This window comes from Paraburkholderia guartelaensis (assembly GCF_004353905.1).
GTDB classification, from domain to species: Bacteria; Pseudomonadota; Gammaproteobacteria; order Burkholderiales; family Burkholderiaceae; genus Paraburkholderia; species Paraburkholderia guartelaensis.
The window spans coordinates 222279-245486 of the sequence record NZ_SMOD01000008.1 but is presented as its reverse complement, the minus strand read 5'-3'; the positions used below and the strand labels follow the sequence as shown (position 1 = coordinate 245486).

The following is a 23208-nucleotide window of genomic DNA, read 5'->3' as shown; positions in this document are numbered from 1 at the left end:
GGACGGCAGCGCGGCGCAAACAGCGCCGCGGCCCGCGACTTGCTGTGCACCCATGAGGCGCGCAGCATTGCTGATATCATAAAAAAACCCCGACCCCTCTGCGTTGCCCGTGGAGACAGGGCCGCAAGGAATCGCGGACACTGGAGGCGCAAGCACCCGATGTCGTCAACCGAGGACCACCGTTTCCCGGACACGCCACGCCCCGGAGGCGAGGCGAACGCGGCCCCCGGATGCCTGTTGGGCCCAGGCGAGGCCTGCGCGCTCGCTCGCGCAGTCGACTGGAGCCAAACCTCGATCGGGGCGGTCGACGGCTGGTCGCAGGCGTTGCGCTCCACGGCGTCGCTGGTCCTGCACAATCACTCGCCCATGCTGTTGTGGTGGGGCGCCGATTTCGTCCAGATTTACAACGACGCCTACCGGCCCGTGCTCGGCGAAAAGCATCCCCGGGCGATGGGCCAGCGCTTTCGCGACTGCTGGAGCGAGGTCTTTCATATCCTCGGCCCGATGGCCGAACGGCCGTTTCGCGGCGGTCCGGCATCGGTGAACGACGATATCGCCGTTCTCATCGAGCGCAGGGTGCCGCGCGAAGAAACCCATTTCCGCCTCGCCTACAGTCCGGTGCCGGACGAGTCTGTCGAGTCGGGCATCGGCGGGGTGCTCGCAACGGTCACCGAAATCTCCGAGCAGATCTTCGTCGACCGGCAGCTGCGCACGTTGCGCGACCTCGGCGCGCGCGGTTCGGCCGATGCGGACGGGCAAACCGCCGAACAGGTATGCGAGAACGCCGCCGCGGCGCTCGCCGACAATCCCTGGGATGCGCCGTTCGCGGTGTTCTACCTGCTGAACGAGGAAGGCACCCACGCACGCAGAGTGGCTAGCGCAGGCGTCGATGCGCAGGCGCTCGGGCAACTGGCGCCGGCTGAGGTCGAATTCGCGAATGCGCACTCGGGCGAGCCCTGGCCGCTGCGGGAAGTCGCGCTCGATCGGCGTGTCGAGGTCATGCCGCTCGCGCCACAATGGACGGATGCGCTGCCCCGCAGTCCGTGGGACGAAGCAACGCGCTCGGCCATCGTGCTGCCGCTCGCCTCGACGGATCGTTCACGCGCCTTCGGCGTGCTCATTTGCGGCCTCAGTCCGCATCGCGTTTTCGATGCGAGTTATCGCACCTTTTTCGAGCTTGCTGCATCACAGGTCGTCACCGCGATTCGCGACGCGCGGGCGCTCGAAGAGGAGCGCAAGCGGGCCGAGGCGCTGGCCGCCATCGACCGCGCCAAGACGGCGTTCTTCTCCAACGTCAGCCACGAATTCCGCACGCCCTTGACGCTCATGCTCGGCCCCGTTGCCGAGTTTGCTTCGGACCCCTCAGTGCCGCACCCGGCGCGCGCCCAGCTCGCTCTGGCGCATCGTAACGCGCTGAGGCTGCTGCGGCTCGTGAACACGCTGCTCGATTTTTCGCGCATCGAAGCCGGTCGCGTGCAAGCCTCGTATGAGCCGACCGATCTCGCGGAGCTCACCCGCAACGTGGCCGGGACGTTCCGCTCCGCAATCGAGCGCGGTGGCCTAGCGTACACGGTCGACTGCGAAACGCTCGCCGAGCCCGTCTACGTCGACCCGCAAATGTGGGAGAAGATTGTTCTCAACCTGCTGTCCAACGCCTTCAAATACACGCTGCGAGGCGAGATCGCGGTTCGGCTGCATGCACGCGACGCACAGGCGCTGCTCGAAGTGAACGATACCGGCGCAGGTATTCCGGAGAACGAATTACCGCGCATCTTCGAGCGCTTCCATCGTGTCGAAGGGGTCGCTGGCCGCACCCAGGAAGGTACGGGCATCGGGCTCTCGCTCGTGCAGGAGCTCGTCAAGCTTCATGGCGGCGAGATCACCGCCGCCAGCGAGCACGGCAGCGGCACACGATTCACCGTGAGCATCCCGCTCGGCGCGGCGCATTTGAGCGCCGACCGGCTCAAGGCGGTGCACGCCGGCGACTCGACTGCCATCCACGCGCAGGCCTTCGTGCAGGAGGCGTTGCGGTGGATACCCGAGAGCGTGGTGGACGAGCCGGCAGGCCCTCCGGACATCCTGCCCGACGCAGTGCCCGTCGTCGCCCTGCCCGCCAGCGCGGGGGAAGACAAACCGCGTGTGCTGGTCGCCGACGACAACGCCGACATGCGCGCCTATGTGCGCAGCCTGCTGGCCGGCCGCTATGTCGTCGAGGTCGTGCCGGATGGCGCCGCGGCGCTCGAAGCCGCCGCGCGGCAGCGGCCCGACCTGATTCTGGCCGACATCATGATGCCCCGGCTCGACGGCCTGGGTTTGCTGCGGGCCGTGCGCACCGACAAGCAGCTACTCGATATCCCCGTCATCCTGCTCTCCGCGCGCGCGGGCGAAGAAGCGCGCGTCGATGGCCTGGGGGCGGGCGCGGACGACTACCTGGTCAAGCCTTTCTCCGCGCGCGAACTGGTCGCCCGGATCGGCGCGCTGCTCGAACTCACGGCGTTGCGGCGCAGAAGCGAAGAGCGGTTTCGCGCACTGGTCAATGCTTCTTCGGACGCGGTCTATTCGATGAGCGCCGACTGGAGCGAAATGCGGTTCTTGCAGGGTCGAGACTTCATCGCCAGTACGGAAGACGCCAGTTCGGGCTGGCTCGAACGCTACGTCGCGCCGGAGGATCGCGATGCCGTGCTCGCCCACATCGAGCTGGCCGTTCGCAACAAAAGCAAGTTCGAACTCGAGCATCGCGTGCGACGCCTGGACGGCACGCTCGGCTGGACGCTTTCACGCGCGATCCCGGTGCTGGACAGCCACGGCGAGATCGTCGAGTGGTTCGGCATGGCGGTCGACATGACCGAGCGCAAGCGCGTCGAGGCGGTTCTGCGCGACACCGCGGCGTGGGTGGCCGCGCAGAAGGAAGCCTTCCAGGCCGCCGTGAACAACGCGCCGCTAGCCGTCTCGCTCGACGTGCTCACCCGGGTGGCGGTCAGGCAGATGGGCGGGCGCGCCCGCTGCGCGTTCTATATCGCCAACGAGGAGCAGACGGAGTTGCGGCACGTCACCGGCATGTCCGCGGACTACGCCGTGAGCGTCGACAGTTTTCGCATCGCTGCCGACTCGCTGGCCTGTGGACTGGCGGCCTATACGCGGCAGCCCGTCATCACGCCGGACGTGACCGAGGACCCCACCTGGAAGGACTGGCTGTGGCTCGCCCAGCAGCACGGCTATCGCGGCTGCTGGTCTTTTCCGGTCGAAACCTCCGCCGGGAAAGTGGTCGGAACGTTCGCCATGTATCACGAGGCGCCGCGCAAGCCCACCCATCTCGATCGTGAACTGGCCATGCGTCTCGCGCAGACCGCGGCCATCATCATCTCGCGCCACCAGGAAGCCGAGGAGCGCGCGCGCGGCGCCGACGCCCTGCGTCTCGCGGACCGCCAGAAAGACGAATTCCTCGCGATGCTGGCCCATGAGCTGCGCAATCCGCTCGCACCGATCACCAATGCCGGCGAGCTGCTTTCGCGCATGCTTGTCGGCCACGCCGATGCGCGTCTGGCCATCGACATGATCAAGCGGCAAACCACCCAACTGAGCCGGCTGGTCGACGATCTCCTCGATGTTTCGCGCATCACCCAGGGCCGTATCAAGTTGCGGCGGCGAGCCGTGGACCTCGCGAGCGTCGTGGCCCTCGGTATCGAAACAGTCGAGCCGCGGCTGCGCGAAAGGCAGCATACGCTCACGGTCGAAACCGCAAAGAGCGACGATCCGCTTTACGTCAATGGCGATATGGCGCGGCTGGTGCAGTGCGTCGCCAACGTGCTCTCCAACGCGGTGAAATACACCAACCCCGGCGGCGCGATCCGTGTGTGGAGCCGGGCGGAAGGCGCCAACGCTGTCATCGGGGTGTCGGACAACGGCTCGGGTATCTCGGCCGAGTTGCTGCCGCATGTGTTCGACCTGTTCGTGCAGAGCGAGCGCACGCTCGATCGCGCGCAGGGGGGGCTGGGAATTGGCCTCGCAGTGACGAAGCGCCTCGTGGAAATGCACCAGGAAACGATTAGTGCGCAAAGCCTCGGCATTGGACAGGGGGCGACCTTCGAAATTCGCTTGCGCCGCGTCGCGCGACCCGCCGACCCGGTGGCGGGCGCCGGTTACATCGATGTGGATGCCCGCCGTGTACTGGTGGTGGACGACAACAAGGACGGCGCGGATTCCCTCGCGACACTCCTTGCGCTGCAAGGTCATACGCTGGCCGTCGCCTACAGCGGACCCGAGGCGGTCCAGGTCGCCGCAGCGTTTCTTCCCGAGATCGCGCTGCTCGACATCGGGCTGCCCGGCATGAGCGGCTACGAGCTTGCCCAAACGCTGCGCGCAATGCCTCAGCTCGCGGGTGTTCGCCTCGTCGCCATCACGGGCTATGGCCAGGCGGAGGATTTCCAGCGCTCGCGCGCAGCCGGTTTCGACTATCACCTCGTCAAACCCGTCGAGCAGCAAGCGCTTCAGCGGGCTCTGGCAGCGCTGCATCATAATTGGGAAAACTAAGCGTTTCACCCGTCGCGAGGAGAAAAGCCGTCATGAAACGACGCTGCCTTCTAAAGGGGGTTGTCGCCTTGCCGTGCCTTGCCACCACTACGAGCTTCGCCGGCGCGCTGCCGGCCGCGGCGCGCGCGGGCCGCATCCGGCCTGGCGACCCTGCCTGGCCGAAAGCGCCGGAATGGGAGGCGCTGAGCCAGGCCGTTGGCGGAAATCTGCTGCAACCCACCACGATCTGGCAGACCTGCGCGCAAGCGCCCCACGCGCCAGAGTGCCTCGCGAGAATCAAGGAAGCGCGAAATCCGTTCGCGCTCGGCGACGATCCAGGCGCCACCCAGGTCTCCGGCTGGCTCGATGCATGGACGGCAAAGGCAAGCACCTACGCAGTGGCAGCCCGCTCGACCGCGGACGTCGTCGCGGGCGTCAATTTCGCGCGTCAACACAATTTGCGCCTCGTGGTGAAAGGCGGCGGCCACAGCTACCTTGGCGGCTCGAACGCGCCAGATTCCCTGCTGATCTGGACGCGCGGAATGAACCGCATCGCACTCCATGATGCGTTCGTTCCAGCCGGTTGCTCGACGCCGCCACAGCACGCCGTGACGGTGGAGGCCGGCTGCATGTGGATTGACGCCTATACCGCCGTCACGACGCAGGCGGGACGCTACGTTCAGGGCGGCGGCTGTACGACCGTGGGCGTTGCCGGCCTCGTTCTGGGCGGCGGCTTCGGGTCCTGGTCGAAACGCTACGGACTCGCGGCCGCGAGTCTGCTCGAGGCGGAGATCGTCACTGCCGACGGCGTTGTCCGCACGGTCAACGCATGCCAGGAGCCCGATCTTTTCTGGGCGCTCAAAGGTGGCGGCGGCGGCAGTTTCGGTGTGGTGACGAAGCTCACGCTCAAGACCCATGACCTGCCCGAAAACTTCGGCCGGGCCATGTTCAAGATCAAGGCTTCGACGCCTGAGGCTTACCGGCGACTGGCTGCGCGACTAGTCGATCACTATGCAGAGAATCTGTTCAACCCTGCTTGGGGCGAGCGGTTCGTCTTTCACAGCGACGAGATCGAGGCGGCGATGGTGTGCCAGGGTCTCGATGACCATCAGGCCAAGTCGGTGTGGGCGCCTTTCATCGATTGGGTGCGCGCCTCGCCAGCAGACTTCACCTTCAACGCGGGACCTCGTGTCGGCGCCAGCCCATCGCGCCGCTGGTGGGACGTCGAAGCCAACCCGGGACTCGTGCCCGACCCGCGCGCGGGAGCCGCCCACAACCATGGTTGGTGGCAAGGCGATGGCGAGCAGGCCTCCGCCTTCCTGCACGCCTACGAGTCGCAATGGCTGCCTGCGGCCCTTCTCGAACCGGCGCAACGCGGCCGGCTCGTTGACGCCTTCGTGGCGGCGGCCCAATTTCAATCCGTCGAATTGCATTTCAACAAGGGACTTGCGGGCGCGCCGCCGGAGGTGAACGAGCAGGCGCGTCAGTGTGCGACGAACCCCAAAGTCGCCGACGCCTTCGGCCTGATGATCGTCGCCACCGGCGGGCCGCCACCCTTTCCGGGCCTGCCCATCCCCGCGCCTGACATGGCGCAGGCACATCGCAACGCCGCGAACATAGCCAAGGCCGCGGCCATTTTCAAGGCGCTAGCGCCAGAAAGCGGCTCCTATATTTCGGAGACCGATTTTTTTCGCAGCGATTGGCGCGAAGCGTTTTGGGGCGTCAACTACGCGCGGCTGAAAGCGATCAAGGATCGCTACGATCCGGCAGGTTTCTTCTACGTCCATCACGGAGTGGGTAGCGAGGACTGGAGTCCGGACGGCTTTACGCCCGTGCAGTCGTGAACGTTGCAATATTGGGCGTTCGCTCCTTGCTTAGCTAGACTAAATAAGTACCCGCATTCTCGCGACTCAGCGCGCAGATAGGGATAGTCCCTTATTTCCCGCATCCTCACGCCACACACCCACCTCATCAGGACTCCTGCCATCTGGCACTGCAAACGTCCTGCATCAATCGAAAGATCCGCGAAGGTCAATCGTAGGCACGGTCACGTGACCGGCACAGAACCGACTTACTGCCGCCCCCTGAACGTCATGTGGAAGGTCTAGCTTTCCAGCCTGTAACACGCCGTAATGATTTGAAGTGACGCAATCGCCGCCCCACCGTCATGCAAAGAAGTGCAACGCTTCAATGGAGAGACACATGCGCCAGACATCGAGATCCAGACACCAACGGCCTGCCGTTCCTGCCTTGCTTGCGGCAGTTTCGCTAGCGGCTACGGCACTCTATTGTTCTGCTGCCGATAGCCAGTCCACCGCGAATACATCTTCGGTCACGGCAACGCCGATCAAGCATGTCATCATCATCGTGGGCGAAAACCGAACGTTCGATCACGTGTTTGGCGCTTATCAGCCGCGCTCGGGCCAGACCATATGGAACCTTCTGTCGAGAGGCATCATCCGGGCTGACGGGGGACCCGGACCCAACTACAAGGTCGCCGAGCAATACATGGCCAAGGCCACGAATCCCTCGCGCTTCGACGCCAGCCCAACGTCGAAGCAACCTTACCCGACGCTGCCGGCGCCCAACACTGGCTCGGCGCCGACCGCCGCGAGCGACGCGAGTCCGCCGCCGTTTGCCACACTTGCGGCTGCGCACGCAGCCGAAGGTTATGCCCTTGAGTCGAAGGATGTCGTTCATTTGACGACGGGCGCAACGGGCCTCCCCAACGACGTGCCTGATGCGCGCTTTGGGTCGAACCTGTACAACCTGCAGAGTGGCCCCTATCAGATCTCGCGTGTGGGTCCGAACTACGACCAGTACATGAACAGTCCGGTGCATCGGTTCTACCAGAACTGGCAGCAGTCGGACTGCAATATCGCGCACGCGACGCTCGATAATCCGAGCGGCTGCAAGATGGATCTCTTTGCGTGGGTCGAAGTGTCGATCGGCGCCGGATCGAATGGCACTGCGCAAGCGGCCCACTTCACCGATCAGTCGACCAACGAAGGCGCGACCGCACTCGGGTTCTATAACGTGAATACCGGCGATATGCCCTATTTCACGGATCTCGCACGTCACTACACGATCAGCGACAACTATCACCAGCCGGTGATGGGCGGCACGGGCGCGAACAGCATCATGATCGGAACGGCCGACGCGCTCTATTACACGGACGGCAAAGGCAATCCGGCAACGCCGCCCCAGAACGAGATTGAAAATCCGCGGCCGCAGCCGGGCACCAACAACTGGTATGCGCAGGACGGCTATACGGGCGGGACATATAGCAATTGCTCGGATCCGAAGCAGCCTGGCGTAGGCGCGATACGAAAATATCTCGACAGCCTGCCGTATCACCCCAATGCCAACTGCGCGCCCAGCACGTACTATCTGCTGAACAACTACAACCCCGGCTACAACGGTGACGGCACCGTCAACACGGGTACGTTCACCATTCCACCTTCACCGGTGCGCACGATCGCCGATACGCTCCTCGAGAACAATATTTCATGGAAGTACTACGGCGAAGGCTGGAAGACATTCATCACCAGTCCTTCAACGAGCGTCTACTGCAATATCTGCAATCCGTTTCTCTATGAAACGGCGATCATGACCAATCCGTCGCTGGTGGCCGCGCATCTTCAGGACACGCCGAACCTGTATTCCGACATCGCAAATGGCACGCTACCCGCGGTGTCGTTCGTGAAACCAGGCGGATTACTCGATGGGCATCCGTCCTCTTCGAAGTTCGGTCTTTATGAAGGGTTCGTGCATAAGATCATCGATTCCGTTCAGGCGAACCCCGCGCTGTGGGCCTCCACTGCGATCTTCATCACGACCGACGAAGGTGGCGGCTATTACGACTCGGGCTACATTCAACCCGTGGACTTCTTCGGCGACGGCCCGCGCATTCCGCTGATCGTCGTGTCGCCGTACTCGCGCGGAGGCCGTGTCGTTCACGACTATTCGGATCACGTGTCGCTCGTGAAATTCATCGAACACAACTGGTCGCTGGGACCGATCACGGCGCGCAGTCGCGACAATCTCCCCAATCCTGTCCAGCTTCCCACGAGCCCATACGTGCCGACGAACGCGCCGGCGATCGGCGACCTGTTCAGTGCCTTCCAGTTCCAACCCGCCACGCAGTCCGGAGCGGGCAATGGCAACGCGGGCGCGGCTGGCATGTTCCCTTTCTGATCGCAGTCTGGACGCACACCGAAGGCGCCGACGGCCCCAACCCAAAAGGGGCCGTCGGCGCGCTTGCTATTACTGCTCCGATTGATTGCCCGAGTCATCGTCTCCCGTGGTCTGGAGGCCCGGCAGGACCTGGGTGCCTTCACGCTGAACGGCTACCAGCTTGTGCGGGTCGAGACCGAGCGCCTTCAGGATGGTCGGCGCCACCTGCATGTTGGTCACCGGCGTATTGACGACATTCTTCTGCAGCTTCGGATTGGAGACCACCAGCAGCGTGTTCGTGTCGTCCGTGTACATGCCGCCGTGCTCTGCCAGCTTCGCCGCGCTCTTGCTGTAGATCGTCCCGGGTATCGGCTGAATGATGAGATCAGGGACACGGCCCTGGGCAGGGTCGCCCCAGATCGCCTTCAACGCTGCGTCGTGGTAGAGCGTCTGGATGTGAGTGGAATTGCCGCTCGCCTCGTCAGCGTCAAGGAGCGAGACCGCCTTTGCCGTATCGCCGTGGTTCTTGAGCCAGATGAGCGACACGTCGTCGGCCGTTTCCTGGGCGACCTGCACGCCGCCATTGCCGAGCACGGTGGCGACATCGCTCACGTCGGCAGTGGCATACGCGTTCTTCGAACCGCTCAGCATGTGAAGCTTCTTGAGGTCGATCGGCGACTGGCCGTGTTTGCCGCCGACGATGAACAGCGTCGAATGCAGGAGATGGCCCGCTTTGAGCGCATCGTACATCTGGCCCAGCGAGGCATCGACGAAGTCGAGCGACTGCTCGAGCGGCACGGTCGGCGTACCGGCTGCGTCGAGATAGCCGCCACGCGTCGTGGTCGTGCCTTCCATCGCGGACGTGACCTTCTGCCCGACGCTCACCGCCTGAAAGTTCATGCCGAAGATCGCGGGTACGCCCACCTGTTTCGTGCCGGTCTGATCGAGGCCATGAATCCAGTTCAAGACGACCTTGACCTTGAAGCCGTCATAAGCCCGCGTATATATCGGGTCGGCGGTCCAGTCGTCCGTCGCGGGCGCGCTCGGGAAGCCATTGGCTTGCAGTGAGGTCGAGTTGATCTCGGGCGCGTAGAGTTCGTCGAGTCCCAGCCCCGAAGGTCCGTTCACGATCTCGTAGGCCGGGTGCTTGTCCGACCACGCGGTGCGCATGCCGGCCTGATGAATGATCTCGAAGATCGTGTTCGTCCCGTTCTTCATGTACAGATGCGGCCAGACCTGCACGCAGGCACCGCCGGCCGTCTTGCGCAGTGGAAGCTTTGCGGGATTGATGTGCGGATTGCGCTTGTCGTACGTGGCCCCCGCAGGCGGCAAACCGCCGTCGAGCTGGGTGAGATCCCAGTCGAGCGCTTCGAAGTTGGTCACCTCGGTGCCCGGCGTGCCCGTGCAATTGCTGCCCGGCGGGTACAGGGTCGCGTCGTAGGTGTCGTCATAGAAGACGCCGTGGCTCAGCGGGCTGCCGCCGGTCGCGAATGCAAGGAGCCCGGGATACGAGTCGGAAGGCCTGGACGTCGAAGCGTGGGTGTACTCGACACCATGTTTGACGAGCTTCGCGAAGGTGGATTGCGGGTGCGTCTTGACGTAGTTTTCCAGGTCGGCCTCATGCATCCCGTCCACACTGATCAGCAAAACGTGCGTGTATTGCTGGCTGTGATCGCCATCATGATCCTGCGCTGCCGCGGCCATGCTCGCAAACGCGAGCACGCTCGCAGTGAAGATTGCCCTGACTCCAAACCGCTTTCCGATCTCGTTCATTCTTCACCTCTTGATATGAATTATGAATTGGGCGCGAATGCGCCCTAGAGGAGATAAGTCGCGGAATGAGTAAATGCCGTGAAAGATTACTTTCGGATGTATTCCACTGGAGCGCGGAAGGCTTGAGGGGCGTGCGTTTGATTCAATGTAACAGGTTGTATCAGGGCGGCGCGGCTATTCCATAACGTTGTGAATGCACTGATCCCTTCGGGTCGATTAATCTACTTCCAATGTAAATCTGGAATCCTGATGATAACGTTTATCATTTATTGCGCTAATCGTCTAACCAGCCGAACCCGCTCCGTTCACATCGCTGTCATTGTTCTTTTCATGTTCGAGCATATCGAGCGCGAGCACACGCCCGACATCGCGCACGAACGCTTCCATGACCGCGAAAGACTCCGGGCTGCCCGGAACACAATCTTCAGGGTTCCGCTTTCCCTGCGCCCGTCTGATCGCGCGGATGCTGGCTTCCAGCGCCCGTGCTTCTGCCCAGATCGGATCGTTTTGCGGTGGTTTGGGTTGTTCGTGCGCCATGCAGGGATTTTCGGCGCACGGCTCGCAAACTTTAGCGCCTCGGCATGACGAGTTGATCGGCTAGGGTGCGGCCTTCGCGATCAGGTCTTGCAGACGCACCCTCGAGCGATGATCCAGCGGATGCATCTCGCAACCAACACGGCTCCACCCTCTTTCCTGATCCTCGGAGATCCAGCGAACATCGAGTGCGACGGCCAGGACGATCTCGTCTTCGTCGTCGATTGGCGCCGACTGCAGCCACCCCGAGACCGTCTCTCCGCGGAAGAGCAGACCGTTGCGCGCGTGCAGGAGCGCCCCGCGCGAGCTGAGGTCGGCGACCTGGGCGAGAGCTCTGCCGTCCTTGTTCAGAAGCAGCGGGGCGAACAACAGCGGCGTACGGACCTCCCGACGCATATCCAGTCCACTTCGCATACGCATTGCACCTGTTTTCAACGTTTCATTTTTATTGAGCGTCGGATTTTAACGTGAGTGCGCACAAATAAGCGCCTGAACAGTCCGGCCGCCCGCCTTCCGCCTCAAAATCCGCCCCGTATCCGCCCTGGCGAAATAGCCATTGCCCGCCCTCAAGTTGCGCGGATCTTTGTCGATATGTCAATTGCATAGATTGTGGGCGCAGGGTGACGAGCATGCAGCGTGAGGACAGCAAGATGGGAGATAGCGCAGGAAATCCGGCCGCAAAGCCGGCGCTCATCGGCCTATGGCGTGTGCTGCACGTATGGAGCGCACAAAAAACCCGGCTGGTCGCGCCGCTGGCGCTCTTTACGATCCTGTCGGCCATCGCGCTGAATACCGCCATTGCCCTGCGGCAATCTCATGAGCAGCGGTATGCGCTTTCGCAGCAGCGTGCGGTCGAATCGGCCAAGCGGGATCTCGACGAACTGCAGGATGCACTTCTCGACGAGCATGAGCAGCTCTACACGGTAATCGGCACGCGGCCGTTCTATCGGCGCGCCGCCTACATCTATCCGCTTCCGGCACTCATCGACAACGCCAACGCGGCGCAGCGGACCTGTGAAGGCCGCGAGCGCTGCATCGCCCTGCTCGACGAGTTGAAGGACATGATTCGCCATCTGGGCGCCCTGAGCAACCGGCTCGCGATGTACTCCATGCTCAAGCCGGGCAGCGTGAAGATGGATACGCCGTCGCTAGGCGAACTCGACGCGCGCTTCTTCCAGACGATGCAAAAGATCGGCGAGATCCGCATGGACGAAGACGCGCATCTCGACGAGTCGGTCACGCGAGCATCGCGCGATTCGCAAATGGCTTCGGCGCTCCTGCTCGGATCGGGACTGGCCGCGGCGTGCCTGCTGCTGGCATTCCTTCGCCGCAACGCGCGCATCACGAAATCGTTGCGCAAGGCGCTCCAGACGGCGGACGTCAACCGCAAGAAGTACAAGCGCCTCTTTCAGCTCAACCCGCTGCCGATCTGGATCGTCGATGACGCGTCCATGCGGCTCGTCGCCGTCAACGACATGGCGGCGAAAGCGCTGGGCTACCGCGCGAGCGAGATGCTCGAGCTGAAGCTTGGCGATCTGCGCATGAACAAGACCGCGCTGCATGGGGCATCGTTCGCGCACGCGCGCGGGCAGGACGACGGCACAGCCATCTGGGAACACCGAACGAAGAGCGGCGAGTTACGCTCGATGAACGTGCTCCAGCTGCAAACGGATTTCGACGGCCGAAGCGCGACCCTTTGCGTGATGGAGGACGTCACGACGCAGCTCGCAGCACAGGCTGAACTGAGACACCGGGCCGAATACGACGCGCTCACCGGCCTCACGAACCGCAAGTATTTCGACGAGCGCGTGAACCGGGAACTGCAGCAGGCGAGCCGTGCGGGCAAGACGCTCGCGATGATCTTCCTCGATCTCGACAATTTCAAGGAGGTCAACGACTCGCTCGGCCACCGCATCGGCGACGCGCTGCTCGCCCAGATCGCGCGGCGCATCGAGCGCGTCGTCGGGGAGCGTGGCACGGTGGCGCGCTATGGCGGCGACGAATTCATGGTCATCGCCGACGGCGCTGCGCCGTTGCTCGAACCGCTGCTCGACTCACTGCTCGCCGCGATGACGGAACCGATACAGGTAGCGGGCCACGAACTCTTCATCGAGGCCAGCATCGGCATCAGCCTCTACCCCGCCGACGGCGACGACGCCGACGCGCTGGTGCGCAATGCCGACGCCGCGATGTATCTGGCCAAGCAGAACGGCCGCAATCAGTACCAGTTCTATCGCCCGGAATTGAGCGAAGCCGCGACCTCGCGCCTGCGCATTTCGACGCGTCTGCGCCAGGCGTTCCGAAACGGCGCATTGACCGTGCTTTATCAGCCGCAATTCGATATGGCAACGGGCACGATGATCGGCGCCGAGGCGCTGCTGCGATGGACCGACGCGGAACTCGGCAGCGTATCGCCGGCCGTGTTCATCCCCGTCGCCGAGGAAACCGGCCTGATTCGCGGCATCGGCGAATGGGTGCTGCGCGAAGCATGCCAGGAAGCGGCGCGCTGGAATCTCGACCCGGCGCGGCCGATACGCGTCTCCGTCAACGTCTCGCCCTTGCAGTTCGAGCATGGCGACCTGATGGGTCAGGTGAGGGAGGCGCTGCGCGACTCGGGTCTGCCGCCCGAGTTGCTCGAACTCGAAGTGACCGAGGGCGCGCTCATGCGCACGCCCGAGCTCGCTGCGCGCACGTTGGCCGGTCTGCGGGAGATGGGCGTGCGCGTCGCCATCGACGATTTCGGCACGGGTTATTCGAGCCTCGGGTATCTCAAGCGCTTTCGGGTCGATCGCCTCAAGATCGACCGCGAATTCGTGCGCGAGATCGGCCATGACACGGAAACGGAAGCGATCACGCTCGCCGTCATCGCCGTGGCGAAAGCGCTCAATTTCGAGCTGATCGCGGAAGGCGTCGAAACCAGCGGACATCGCGATTTTCTGCTGCAGAACGGCTGCACGCATGCCCAAGGTTTTCTGTACAGCCACGCCGTGAGCGCCAGCGCAATTGCCGACATCGCGGCGAATGCGACGACACGTCCGGCGCCGCTGCCCGCGTGAACCGTGCAACGGCGCGCTCACGCGGCGTGACGATTAGCCGCGTCACAAAAAATTCACTCAACGTTTCCGTCGATCCGCCGTAAAAAGACGCGCCGCCCTCGCGGCTGTCCGTTCATTTCCGATTGATGCCCGCTCACTTCACTGAGCGCGCCCTCGCGAGTTTTTCATGCGCAAGCTCACTATCAAAGCCCGGCTCATTCTGTTGAGCACGGCGGTCGTTCTGGTTTCTCTGTGTATCGGCGCGGTTGGCCTCTTCGGCGTGTCGACGTCGATCGGCACGCTCCAGAACATGTTCGAGGGCCGCGTGCAGGCGCTCCAGGCGATCTCGACGATCAACGAGCTGGTCACCGAAGCGAGCTTTTCGGTGAGCGACGCCATCCTCGATCCCTCTGCGCAAAAAACCCAGCTCGTCGTTGAAGGCACGACGAGCCGCATTGCGCGCATCGACGAGCTCATGCAAGCCTGGTTGTCGCACACGGATGCGGGAGACGGCCGCCGCCGCGCCGCGGCATTCTCCGCGAACTGGACCACGCTGCGCGACAAGGGCCTGCGCCCCGCGGTGCAACTGCTCTCGGCGAACAATCTCTCCGAAGCGCAGTGGGTGCAGACGCAGACCATCGATCCCCTCTCGAAGACGGTGAAGACGCAGGGCACGCAGTTGCGTCAGCTCGAACTCGCCGATGCGCATTCGGAATACGAACGCGCGCGCAAGACGGGACAGGTGGTCGAATGGCTCGTGGTCGGGCTCATTATCGTGGGGCTCGCCGGGGTTGCCGCCCTGTGCGCCTCGATGGCGCGCAGCCTGTTTCGCGACCTCGGCTCGGAGCCGTTCGTGGCCGCGCAGCTCGCCAATCGCGTCGCGGCGGGCGACCTTTCAGTCGAGGTCGTGGTCAAGTCGGGCGACACGCGCAGCGTGCTCTACGCCATGAAGGTCATGCAGCAGCGGCTCGCCGCGATTATCGGCGGCATCCGCGATTCGGCTGAAGCCATCGCGGAGGCCACCGCGCATATCGCGTCGGGCAACGGCACGCTCGCGCAGCGCACCGAAGAACACGCGGCCAGTATTCAGCAGACCTCGTCGAGCATGGCGCAGCTCTCCACGATGGTGCGCTCGAACGCGGGACATGCAACGCAGGCCCGCACGCTTGCGGGCATCGCATCGACGAAAGCCGGCGACGGCGACCGTGCCGCGCGCGACGCGGGTGAGCGCATGCGGGCACTCGCGCAACGCTCGGCGCGCATTCAGGAAATCACCTCGGTGATCGACGGCATCTCGTTCCAGACGAATCTGCTGGCGCTGAACGCCGCCGTGGAAGCCGCGCGCGCCGGGAATCAAGGGCGCGGCTTTGCTGTCGTCGCGCAGGAAGTGCGCGCGCTTGCCGAACGCAGCTCGGGCGCGGCGAAGGAAATCGACACGCTCATCAAGGAAATGACGACGGAAGTCGACCAGAGCAATCACGCGGTCGAAGCCGCCGCCGCAACCATCGTCGATCTGCTTGGCGCGGTAAGAGGCGTCGCCCAACTGGTCGATTCGATCGCCGATGCGTCGGAGGAGCAGAGCACCGGCATCGAGCAGGTGAACGCAGCCGTCACGGTGATGGACCGCGTCACCCAGCAAAATAGCGCCTTCGTGCAGGACGGCGTTCAGGCGGCCAACGCATTGAGCGCACAGGCGGAAACGTTGCGCTCCGCGGTGCGCGCATTCCAGTTGTGATGTGCTGCGGCGGACCCGGCTGGAAGCGACGTTCGCCCGCCTACGCCATGATGTGAACGCCGCCGTCCACGTAAAGCGTTTCGCCTGACAAACGCCGCGCATAAGGCGTCGCGAGGTACGCGCAGGTGAAGCCGACGTCCATGATGTCGACCAGTTCGCCAAGCGGAGCCCGTTCTGCCGCCTGGGTGAGAAGCACGTCGAAGTCCTTCAAGCCGGATGCCGCGCGTGTTTTCAGCGGCCCCGGCGACACGGCGTGCACGCGGATCTGCTGCGGACCCAGTTCATACGCCAGATAGCGTGCGCACGCTTCCAGCGCCGCCTTGACCGGACCCATGACGTTGTAGTTGGGGACCACCTTGTTCGCACCGTAATAGCTCATCGCGAACATGGAGCCGCCCTGCTTCATCAGCGGCGCGGCGAGCCGGGCCATCCGCACGAACGAATGGCATGAGATGTCCATGGCCGCCGCAAAGCCTTCGGCCGAGCAGTTGAGCAAGCCGCCCTGCAAGTCGTTCTTCGGCGCCCACGCGACCGAATGCACGAGTATGTCGAGTTCGCCCCATTCGCTCGCAATCCGCTCGAATACCGCCTCCAGTTCGTCCTGCTTCGAGACGTTGAACGGCATGAAAATAGGCGCTCCGAGGTCTTTTGCAAGCGGCTCCACGTATGGCCTGGCTTTCTCGTCGGCATAGGTGATCGCGAGATCGGCGCCGACTTCATGGAACGCTTTCGCGCAGCCGTATGCGATCGAATGCTCGTTGGCGATACCCGTCACCAACGCTTTCTTTCCGCTCAGCACCGGATGTTGAACGCTCTGGCTCATCAGACTTCTCCCTCGCAATCGGGCAGATTCATGCAACGCCCGTTACTTCACGCGTGTGTCGGGCGATCATGAGTTCTTCGTTGGTCGGTATCACCCAGACCGAGACCTTGCTCGACGCCGTGCTGATGCTGGGACCGCCCGCTTCGTTCGCCCTGCTGTCGATTTCCACCCCGCACCAGCGAGCCAGTTCGCAGGCCCGCCGCCGGATCTCCGGCGAGTGCTCGCCGATGCCCGCCGTGAAAACCAGCGCGTCGAGCCCCTGCAGCGCGGCGGCGAGCGATCCCAGTTCGCGTCCGATGCGATACGCGTACAACTCGACGGCGAACGCCGCACGCGCGTCGTGGCTCGCGAGCAGCGTACGCATGTCGCCTGAAATACCCGATACCCCCAGCAGCCCCGAACGGCGATACAGCAGGTCTTCGACGCCGCGCGTATCCATTTTCAGCTCGTCGAGCAGATAAAGAATCGCGCCGGGATCGAGATTGCCGCTGCGCGTGCCCATCGGCAGCCCATCGAGCGCGGTGAAGCCCATCGTGCTCGCCACGCTCCTGCCCGCGTCCATCGCACACATGCTCGCGCCGTTGCCGAGATGCGCGACGACGGTGCGGCCATTCGCTGCGTCAGGAGCGAAATGGGGCAGCGTACTGGCGATGTACTCATAAGACAGGCCGTGGAAGCCGTATCGCCGCACGCCCTGCTCCGTCAACGCTGCCGGCAGCGCAAACGTCGAGGCAAGCGCGGGCTGTGTCGCATGAAACGCCGTGTCGAAACAGGCGACTTGCGGCAGCTCCGGATTGCGTTCGGCGATGACACGAATCGGCTTCAGGTTATGTGGCTGATGGAGCGGCGCGAGGGGCGCGAGCTTGTCGAGTTCGTCCAGTACAGCGGGTGTGACGGCCACGGGTTTCGAGAACTCGCGACCGCCATGCACCACGCGATGCCCGACGGCGACCACGCGGTTGCCGTCGCGATGGCTGCGCAGGAACTGGGCGATGTGACCAACGGCCTCATCATGCCCGATGGGTTCATTGCCCCAATCGTGACTCCCGGTCAGCACGCCTTTCCCATCGAACGCGACGAAACGCGGCGCCGAAAGCAGCCCTTCGATCTCGCCGTGCATGACAAGCGGCAGATCGTCCGGCTGCGCATTGAACGCGCTGAACTTGATGCTCGACGAACCGGCATTGAGAACGAGGATGACGTCGGCCATCGTTCTACCCTATCGCCCGCGCGCCGTACAGGCACGACGGGCGCCTCGTAAGCCGCTCATCCTTTTCGTGTTCACGATTCACGATGCCTCCTTGAGATCGGGCGCCACGCGGGTGGGCGGCGCCTCAGAATCCTCACGTATTGCAGCGACAGGCCGCACTGCCGGTGCGCGTTCCAGCGGCAGGGACGAACGAATCTTGTCGAGCATGCTGAGCTGGGCAGCGGTCGGCCCGGCTTCCTGCACGCGCTTGTCGGCCAGCAGCTTTTCGGCCAGTTCAAGCAGCTTCTGCCGGTCTTTCGGGTCTTCCAGCAGATGCGGCAGCGTGGCGAGCGCCTGTTCCGGCTCGTAACGCACGATGATTTCCTGCTCGCCGCGCACGCGCCTCCACTGGTCGCCAGGAAGCTGCGGCAAATAAGCGGCGTAGTCCTTCGCGAGTTCGTGGCGCAGCGCAAGCCGCGCGAGTGGGAGCGGCTCGCCCCGGCGCGCGAGCAGGCAAGCGGCGCGCGCAAGCGCCTCCGTGTAGCCGCCTTCGGTCATCGACGCCAACGCGTCCCTCACGTAGGGCAGATCGCGGTGGTCTCCGGCAGCCGCAGCGGGTCTGGCTTGCGCCGCTTCACCGAGTTCGACGGCATACATGTTGCCGTAGAACGAAAAGAACGCGCTCTCCGTCATGGCGTCGCGCATCGCGCGATAGAAGTCGAGCGACGCACTGATCATCTCCGAGCCATAGTGCTCGAACTCCCTCAACCGGTTGTCCTCATGGGTTTCGGCGTGGCGCTTCGCCTTGACTGCCTCGGCAGCCGGCCCAAGCCAGGCAAGCCACGGATTCAGATCAGAAAGCGCCCAGCGTTGCGCGCGAAGCGGATGAAACTGCCGCTGCAGGTTCGCCGTCGTTTCGTTCGACCAGGCTCGCACCCACGGCTGCAGGAATAGCTCGTATGCGCGCTGGTTCAACTCCGATACGCGCTTGACGGCCTCGAATGGCTGTTCGTCACTACGCTCGAACCGGTTCAGGCGCTCGACGATATCTTCGAGCCGGTACTCGCGGAATGACACGTCGTATTCCGTTTTTCCTGCTTCGCCGCGGCGCTCGGCAATCTCCATGCCGTAAAGGCCCGGCGGAAAGGCTTCGATCGCTTCGAGCACGGATGCGATCTGCTGGTGCTCCTTCTTCGCCACCTTGCCTGAAACAAAAATGCCGAGATGGCCGATGCTCTGGTGTACGAGCCCAACGATCACCTGACCGCGCGCCTTGATTTCCTCCGTGCTTCCGTAAATGTCGGCGACCCAGTTGAATGCCTGTTGAGGCGGTGTGATGTTGTCGCCGAGCGAGGCGAACAGGATGATCGGCGACTTGATTTCGCGCAGATCGAACGCACCCCCGTCGAGACCCCGAACCTCGCCCGACCAGAGTGTGTTGCCGACGAACAGGTTGCGCGTGATCCACTCGATCTCCTCGCGGTTCATCAGGTAGTAGCCGCCCCACCAGCGCTCGAAGTCGAGGAAGCGCGGCGGCTCGGTATCGACGTTGTCGAACAGGTGGTAGTACTTGTCCCATAGGCTGTTGGCGGGATTGAGGTTCTCGAAGTTCTGCACGAGATGGGCGCCGTCGAACTTGCCGTTGCCGAGATCCGCCGTCAGCGACGCGAGCCACGTACCGCCCAGCATGCCGCCGGAATAGCGCATGGGGTTGTCGCCCTCGCCTTCGCTCCATGCGCCGCTCCAGTAGGACATCGGCGCGCCGTTGATGACGAGCGGCCCCGTATGGTCAGGATCGGAACTCGCCAGCATCATGGCGGCCCAGCCGCCCTGGCAATTGCCGACGATCGCCGGCTTCGGGCTGTCCGGATGCAGTTCGCACACCTTCTTGATGAATTGCGCTTCCGCCGCGCAGACATCGAGCAGTGTCTGGCCAGGCTCCGGATCGCGAAAGAAGATGACGAAATACACGCTATGGCCAGCCTTTAACGCAACGCCAGCCTGCGAATCGTCCTTGAAACCGCCTATGCCGGGACCGTGGCCCGCACGCGGGTCGATGATCACGTAAGGACGCTTGCTAACGTCGATGACCACCCCCTCGGGCGGCAGCAGGCGCACGAGCGCGTAGTTGACAGGCCGCGCCATCTTCCGGCCGTCGATCACGAGTTCGTGGCCGAAATGGAGGACGGGTTGAAGACCGTTGCGCGCCTGCTCGACGAAACCGTTGCCGCGCTGCCGCAAGGTGTCCCAGAAAAGCACGGAACGCTCGGCGACATCCACCGCGTAGCGGTAGCCGGCCCAGGGGTCCAGTGCAGTTGCCCATGCGGGGCTGCCCGGAGCGGGTTTGTCGCTCTCGCCCAGCCGCCCAGTCGCATCCGCTAAACGCTGACTGAATTGTGTCTGCGCTAATTCCGATCGCTTTGCGAGAAGCCGGGCAACTTTGCCGCCGATCTCCTGACAACGCGCATACTGATTGGCTACGTCGGTCATGGCATCACCTCCTGGTCCGCAAACGAGTGGGAGAGGACACGTCCGCTGCCTCGCTTGAATGAAAGGAATGCTTACGAATATACTGGACTGTCACGCGCGTAGCGGCAAAGACGGACATGGACGCTATCTCTGTAGACACTGGCAGACGCACGTGACAGGTTCGTTACGGGACCGCGCCGGGTCGGCGACGATTCCGTTTGCACGAACTGAATCGTGCAGCGCCTCACGTGCTTTCTCTATAGGACCATCGGCCCATATGCCGCCGGCACGTTTGCGCCTGTACGTTTGCCCCGCAGCAATAGGACCAAAGTCCGATTGACGATCGATCCGCCCGCGGCTACACGGGATTTATCGAAATTCCGTTTCGGCATGTTGAATGCAGTAGCCCGCAGGAAGGCAACGGTGAGACATTCGACGTCGGCGTGCGTCGGTAGTGTTTCCACTCCTGGAGGTCACAGCATCATGCGCGATCGGTCTGCGTCGCACCGCTCTTCCCGCTTCCGTCTTCCCGTTCTCGAATGGGTACGCGGCTACCAGACATCGTGGATCAAACCCGACATCGTCGCCGGCATCACGGCAGCGGCTGTCGTGTTGCCGAAAGCGATGGCTTACGCGAGTGTTGCCGGACTGCCCGTCGAAACCGGGCTCTATACGGCGTTCGTGCCGATGGTGATCTACGTGCTCTTCGGCACATCGAGGCCATTGAGCGTCAGCACCAGCGCGACGCTGGCCATCCTGAGCGCGGCCGCGCTCGGTGAAGTTGCGCCCGACGGCAACACCGCTCAACTAATCGTCGCGACCGCCACGCTCACGCTGCTCGTCGGCTTCTTCCTCGTTCTCGCTGCCCTGTTCAGGCTTGGATTTATCGCGAACTTCATTTCCGAACCCGTGTTGACAGGTTTCAAGGCCGGCATCGCCATCGTCATCGTGCTCGGCCAGCTGCCGAACCTGATCGGTATTCACGTCGTGAAAGGCTCGTTCTTTCATAACGTGCATGCGCTCGTGGCAGGGCTGCCCCATACGTCGATGGCGACATTTGCACTGGGCGTACTGACGATCGCCGTGCTCGTCGCGCTGGAACATTGGTATCCGAAGTCCCCGGCGCCGCTCATCGCGGTGGCGCTCGGGATTGCGTGTGTCGCTTTCGCTGGCGTGCAGCGGTACGGCGTGGAGATCGTCGGCGAAATCCCGACCGGGTTGCCGTCGTTCGTGATGCCGGATCTGTCGCTGATCGACGCGCTCTGGCCGGCGGCAGCGGGCATTGCCTTGATGAGTTTTACCGAAACGATTGCGTCAGGACGCGCATTCGCGCTCAGCGGGGAACCCGTTCCGCTGCCGAACCGCGAACTGCTGGCGACAGGCCTCGGCAATGCGCTGGGCGCGCTGTTCGGCTCGATGCCCGCGGGCGGCGGGACGACCCAGACGGCCGTCAACCGGCTGGCCGGTGCGCATTCGCAACTAGCCGAACTCGCCACCGCGGCCGTGACGCTCGGCACCATGGTGCTGCTCGCACCCGTCATCGGTCTCATGCCGCATGCCACGCTCGCCGCCGTGGTGATCGTCTATTCGATCGGCCTGCTCAACCCGGCGGACTTTCGCGCGATCCTCGCCATCCGGCGTACCGAGTTTATCTGGGCGGTCGTGGCGCTGGTGGGCGTCGTGCTGCTCGGCACGCTGCAAGGCATTCTGATCGCCATCGTCGTTTCGCTCGGCGCACTCGCCCATCAGGTCTCCGATCCACCTGTGTACGTGCTGCGGCGCAAGCCCGGCACGAACGTGTTCCGTCCGGTATCGGACGAGCATCCAAACGACGAGGACTTTCCGGGGCTGCTGCTCCTGCGTCCCGAGGGGCGAATTTTCTTTCTCAACGCCTCCAACATCGTGCACAAGATCATGCCGCTCGTCGCCCAGGCGCGCCCGAAGGTCATGGCGCTCGATATGCGGGCCGTATTCGATGTGGAGTACACAGCATTGAAGATGCTGACCGAGGCCGAGAAGAAATGTCGCGAGAGCGGGATCGAAGTCTGGGTCGTGGGCCTCAATCCCGCAGTCTTTGCCGTCCTCGAGAAGGCGCCGCTCGGCAGCGTGCTAGGACACGAGCGCATGTTTCTCAATCTCGAACAGGCGCTAGCCGCGTGGTGGGAAGCGCAGCATGCCATTTCGCGCGATGGCGTATCGTCTGCCACTAGCCATCCCGGACAGAGAACGCCATGAGCGCTCATCTCCTCTTGCAAGAGGCCATATGAATACCACTACTCCGACACAGCAAACCGTGGCCGAAAAGCGCGAGCCCGTACTCAATACCGTCGAGCGCGTGACCGAACTGTGCTTTGGCCTGTTCATGGCGTTGACCTTCGTCGGTGCGGTCAAGGCGGTCACAGCGGGCGAGGACGCCGGCCGCAAACTGTTTTTCGCCGCCCTCGGATGCAATCTCGCCTGGGGCCTCGCCGACGCCGTGATGTATCTCGTTCGCACGCTCGCGGATCGCGGACAGCGCCTGACACTCGCCCTGACCGTGAAACGCGAACCGGACCGCGCCGCGGCAGTGCGGGCGTTGCGCGACGCATTGCCGACGGCGCTGGAGCCGCTCGTCGACGACGAAGAACTCGAGCTGATTCGCGCGCGCCTTGCCGCGGTGCCTACGCTGCCACCTCGCGCGCATTTCAAGCGCGATGACTTTCTTGGGGCAGTGGGCGTTTTTCTGCTCGTGGTCGTATCGACGTTCCCGGTTGCCCTGCCCTTTATCCTCGTGAGGGATCACACAGCGGCGCTCGTCATCTCACGCATACTCACGCTCGCGATGCTCTTCGCCGCCGGTTTCGCGCTCGGACGCTACACCGGCGCGGGCGCGATGAAAGCGGGCTTCGCGATGATGCTGCTTGGGATCGTGCTGACGATGGCGATCATTGCGCTTGGCGGATAGCCGCCAGGTTATGCATTCGAG

The 23208-nt window shown here is 63.6% G+C and carries 13 protein-coding genes; 7 read left to right on the top strand and 6 right to left on the bottom strand.

Annotated features, from left to right (window positions below):
* The first annotated feature begins 159 nt into the window (after positions 1 to 159).
* The 3 genes from E1N52_RS13135 to E1N52_RS13125 all read left to right on the top strand — a co-directional run bounded on the left by E1N52_RS13135 (position 160) and on the right by E1N52_RS13125 (position 8706).
* On the top strand, positions 160 to 4530 hold the full coding sequence (locus tag E1N52_RS13135; protein WP_133183213.1) for an ATP-binding protein: 4371 nt from the start codon (positions 160 to 162) through the stop codon (positions 4528 to 4530).
* Between the two features lie 32 nt (positions 4531 to 4562).
* Positions 4563 to 6353: an FAD-binding oxidoreductase gene (locus E1N52_RS13130; protein ID WP_133183212.1), complete on the top strand. Its 1791-nt coding sequence runs from the start codon at positions 4563 to 4565 to the stop codon at positions 6351 to 6353.
* A gap of 358 nt (positions 6354 to 6711) precedes the next feature.
* Positions 6712 to 8706: an alkaline phosphatase family protein gene (locus E1N52_RS13125; protein WP_133183211.1), complete on the top strand. Its 1995-nt coding sequence runs from the start codon at positions 6712 to 6714 to the stop codon at positions 8704 to 8706.
* A gap of 69 nt (positions 8707 to 8775) precedes the next feature.
* Here E1N52_RS13125 and E1N52_RS13120 read toward each other — a convergent pair whose 3' ends face one another.
* From E1N52_RS13120 to E1N52_RS13110, 3 genes are all read right to left on the bottom strand, one after another.
* On the bottom strand, positions 8776 to 10458 hold the full coding sequence (locus E1N52_RS13120; RefSeq protein WP_133183210.1) for an alkaline phosphatase family protein: 1683 nt from the start codon (positions 10456 to 10458) through the stop codon (positions 8776 to 8778).
* A 282-nt stretch (positions 10459 to 10740) separates the two neighbouring features.
* The gene (locus E1N52_RS13115; protein ID WP_205965607.1) at positions 10741 to 10995 is read right to left on the bottom strand and encodes a hypothetical protein; all 255 of its coding nucleotides are present in this window, start codon (positions 10993 to 10995) and stop codon (positions 10741 to 10743) included.
* A 60-nt stretch (positions 10996 to 11055) separates the two neighbouring features.
* The gene (locus tag E1N52_RS13110) at positions 11056 to 11388 is read right to left on the bottom strand and encodes a PilZ domain-containing protein (protein WP_165979370.1); all 333 of its coding nucleotides are present in this window, start codon (positions 11386 to 11388) and stop codon (positions 11056 to 11058) included.
* 254 nt (positions 11389 to 11642) lie between these two features.
* On the opposite strand from E1N52_RS13110, the gene E1N52_RS13105 reads away from it, so the two are divergent.
* Entirely contained in the window at positions 11643 to 14048 is a 2406-nt protein-coding gene (locus E1N52_RS13105) for a putative bifunctional diguanylate cyclase/phosphodiesterase (protein WP_165979369.1), read from the top strand.
* Between the two features lie 166 nt (positions 14049 to 14214).
* On the top strand, positions 14215 to 15762 hold the full coding sequence (locus tag E1N52_RS13100; protein WP_133183207.1) for a methyl-accepting chemotaxis protein: 1548 nt from the start codon (positions 14215 to 14217) through the stop codon (positions 15760 to 15762).
* A 40-nt stretch (positions 15763 to 15802) separates the two neighbouring features.
* Here the strand turns inward: E1N52_RS13100 and fabI are convergent, their stop codons facing one another.
* From fabI to E1N52_RS13085, 3 genes are all read right to left on the bottom strand, one after another.
* Entirely contained in the window at positions 15803 to 16585 is a 783-nt protein-coding gene (gene fabI, locus E1N52_RS13095; protein WP_133183206.1) for an enoyl-ACP reductase FabI, read from the bottom strand.
* A 28-nt stretch (positions 16586 to 16613) separates the two neighbouring features.
* Positions 16614 to 17795: an acetate/propionate family kinase gene (locus E1N52_RS13090; RefSeq protein WP_133183205.1), complete on the bottom strand. Its 1182-nt coding sequence runs from the start codon at positions 17793 to 17795 to the stop codon at positions 16614 to 16616.
* A 78-nt stretch (positions 17796 to 17873) separates the two neighbouring features.
* Positions 17874 to 20264, bottom strand: a complete 2391-nt coding sequence (locus tag E1N52_RS13085; RefSeq protein WP_133183204.1) for a DUF3141 domain-containing protein — start codon at positions 20262 to 20264, stop codon at positions 17874 to 17876.
* A gap of 462 nt (positions 20265 to 20726) precedes the next feature.
* On the opposite strand from E1N52_RS13085, the gene E1N52_RS13080 reads away from it, so the two are divergent.
* Complete coding sequence (locus tag E1N52_RS13080) at positions 20727 to 22478, top strand: SulP family inorganic anion transporter (RefSeq protein WP_133183203.1); 1752 nt, start codon at positions 20727 to 20729, stop codon at positions 22476 to 22478.
* Between the two features lie 28 nt (positions 22479 to 22506).
* On the top strand, positions 22507 to 23187 hold the full coding sequence (locus tag E1N52_RS13075) for a VIT1/CCC1 transporter family protein (RefSeq protein ID WP_133183202.1): 681 nt from the start codon (positions 22507 to 22509) through the stop codon (positions 23185 to 23187).
* Positions 23188 to 23208 lie beyond the last annotated feature (21 nt).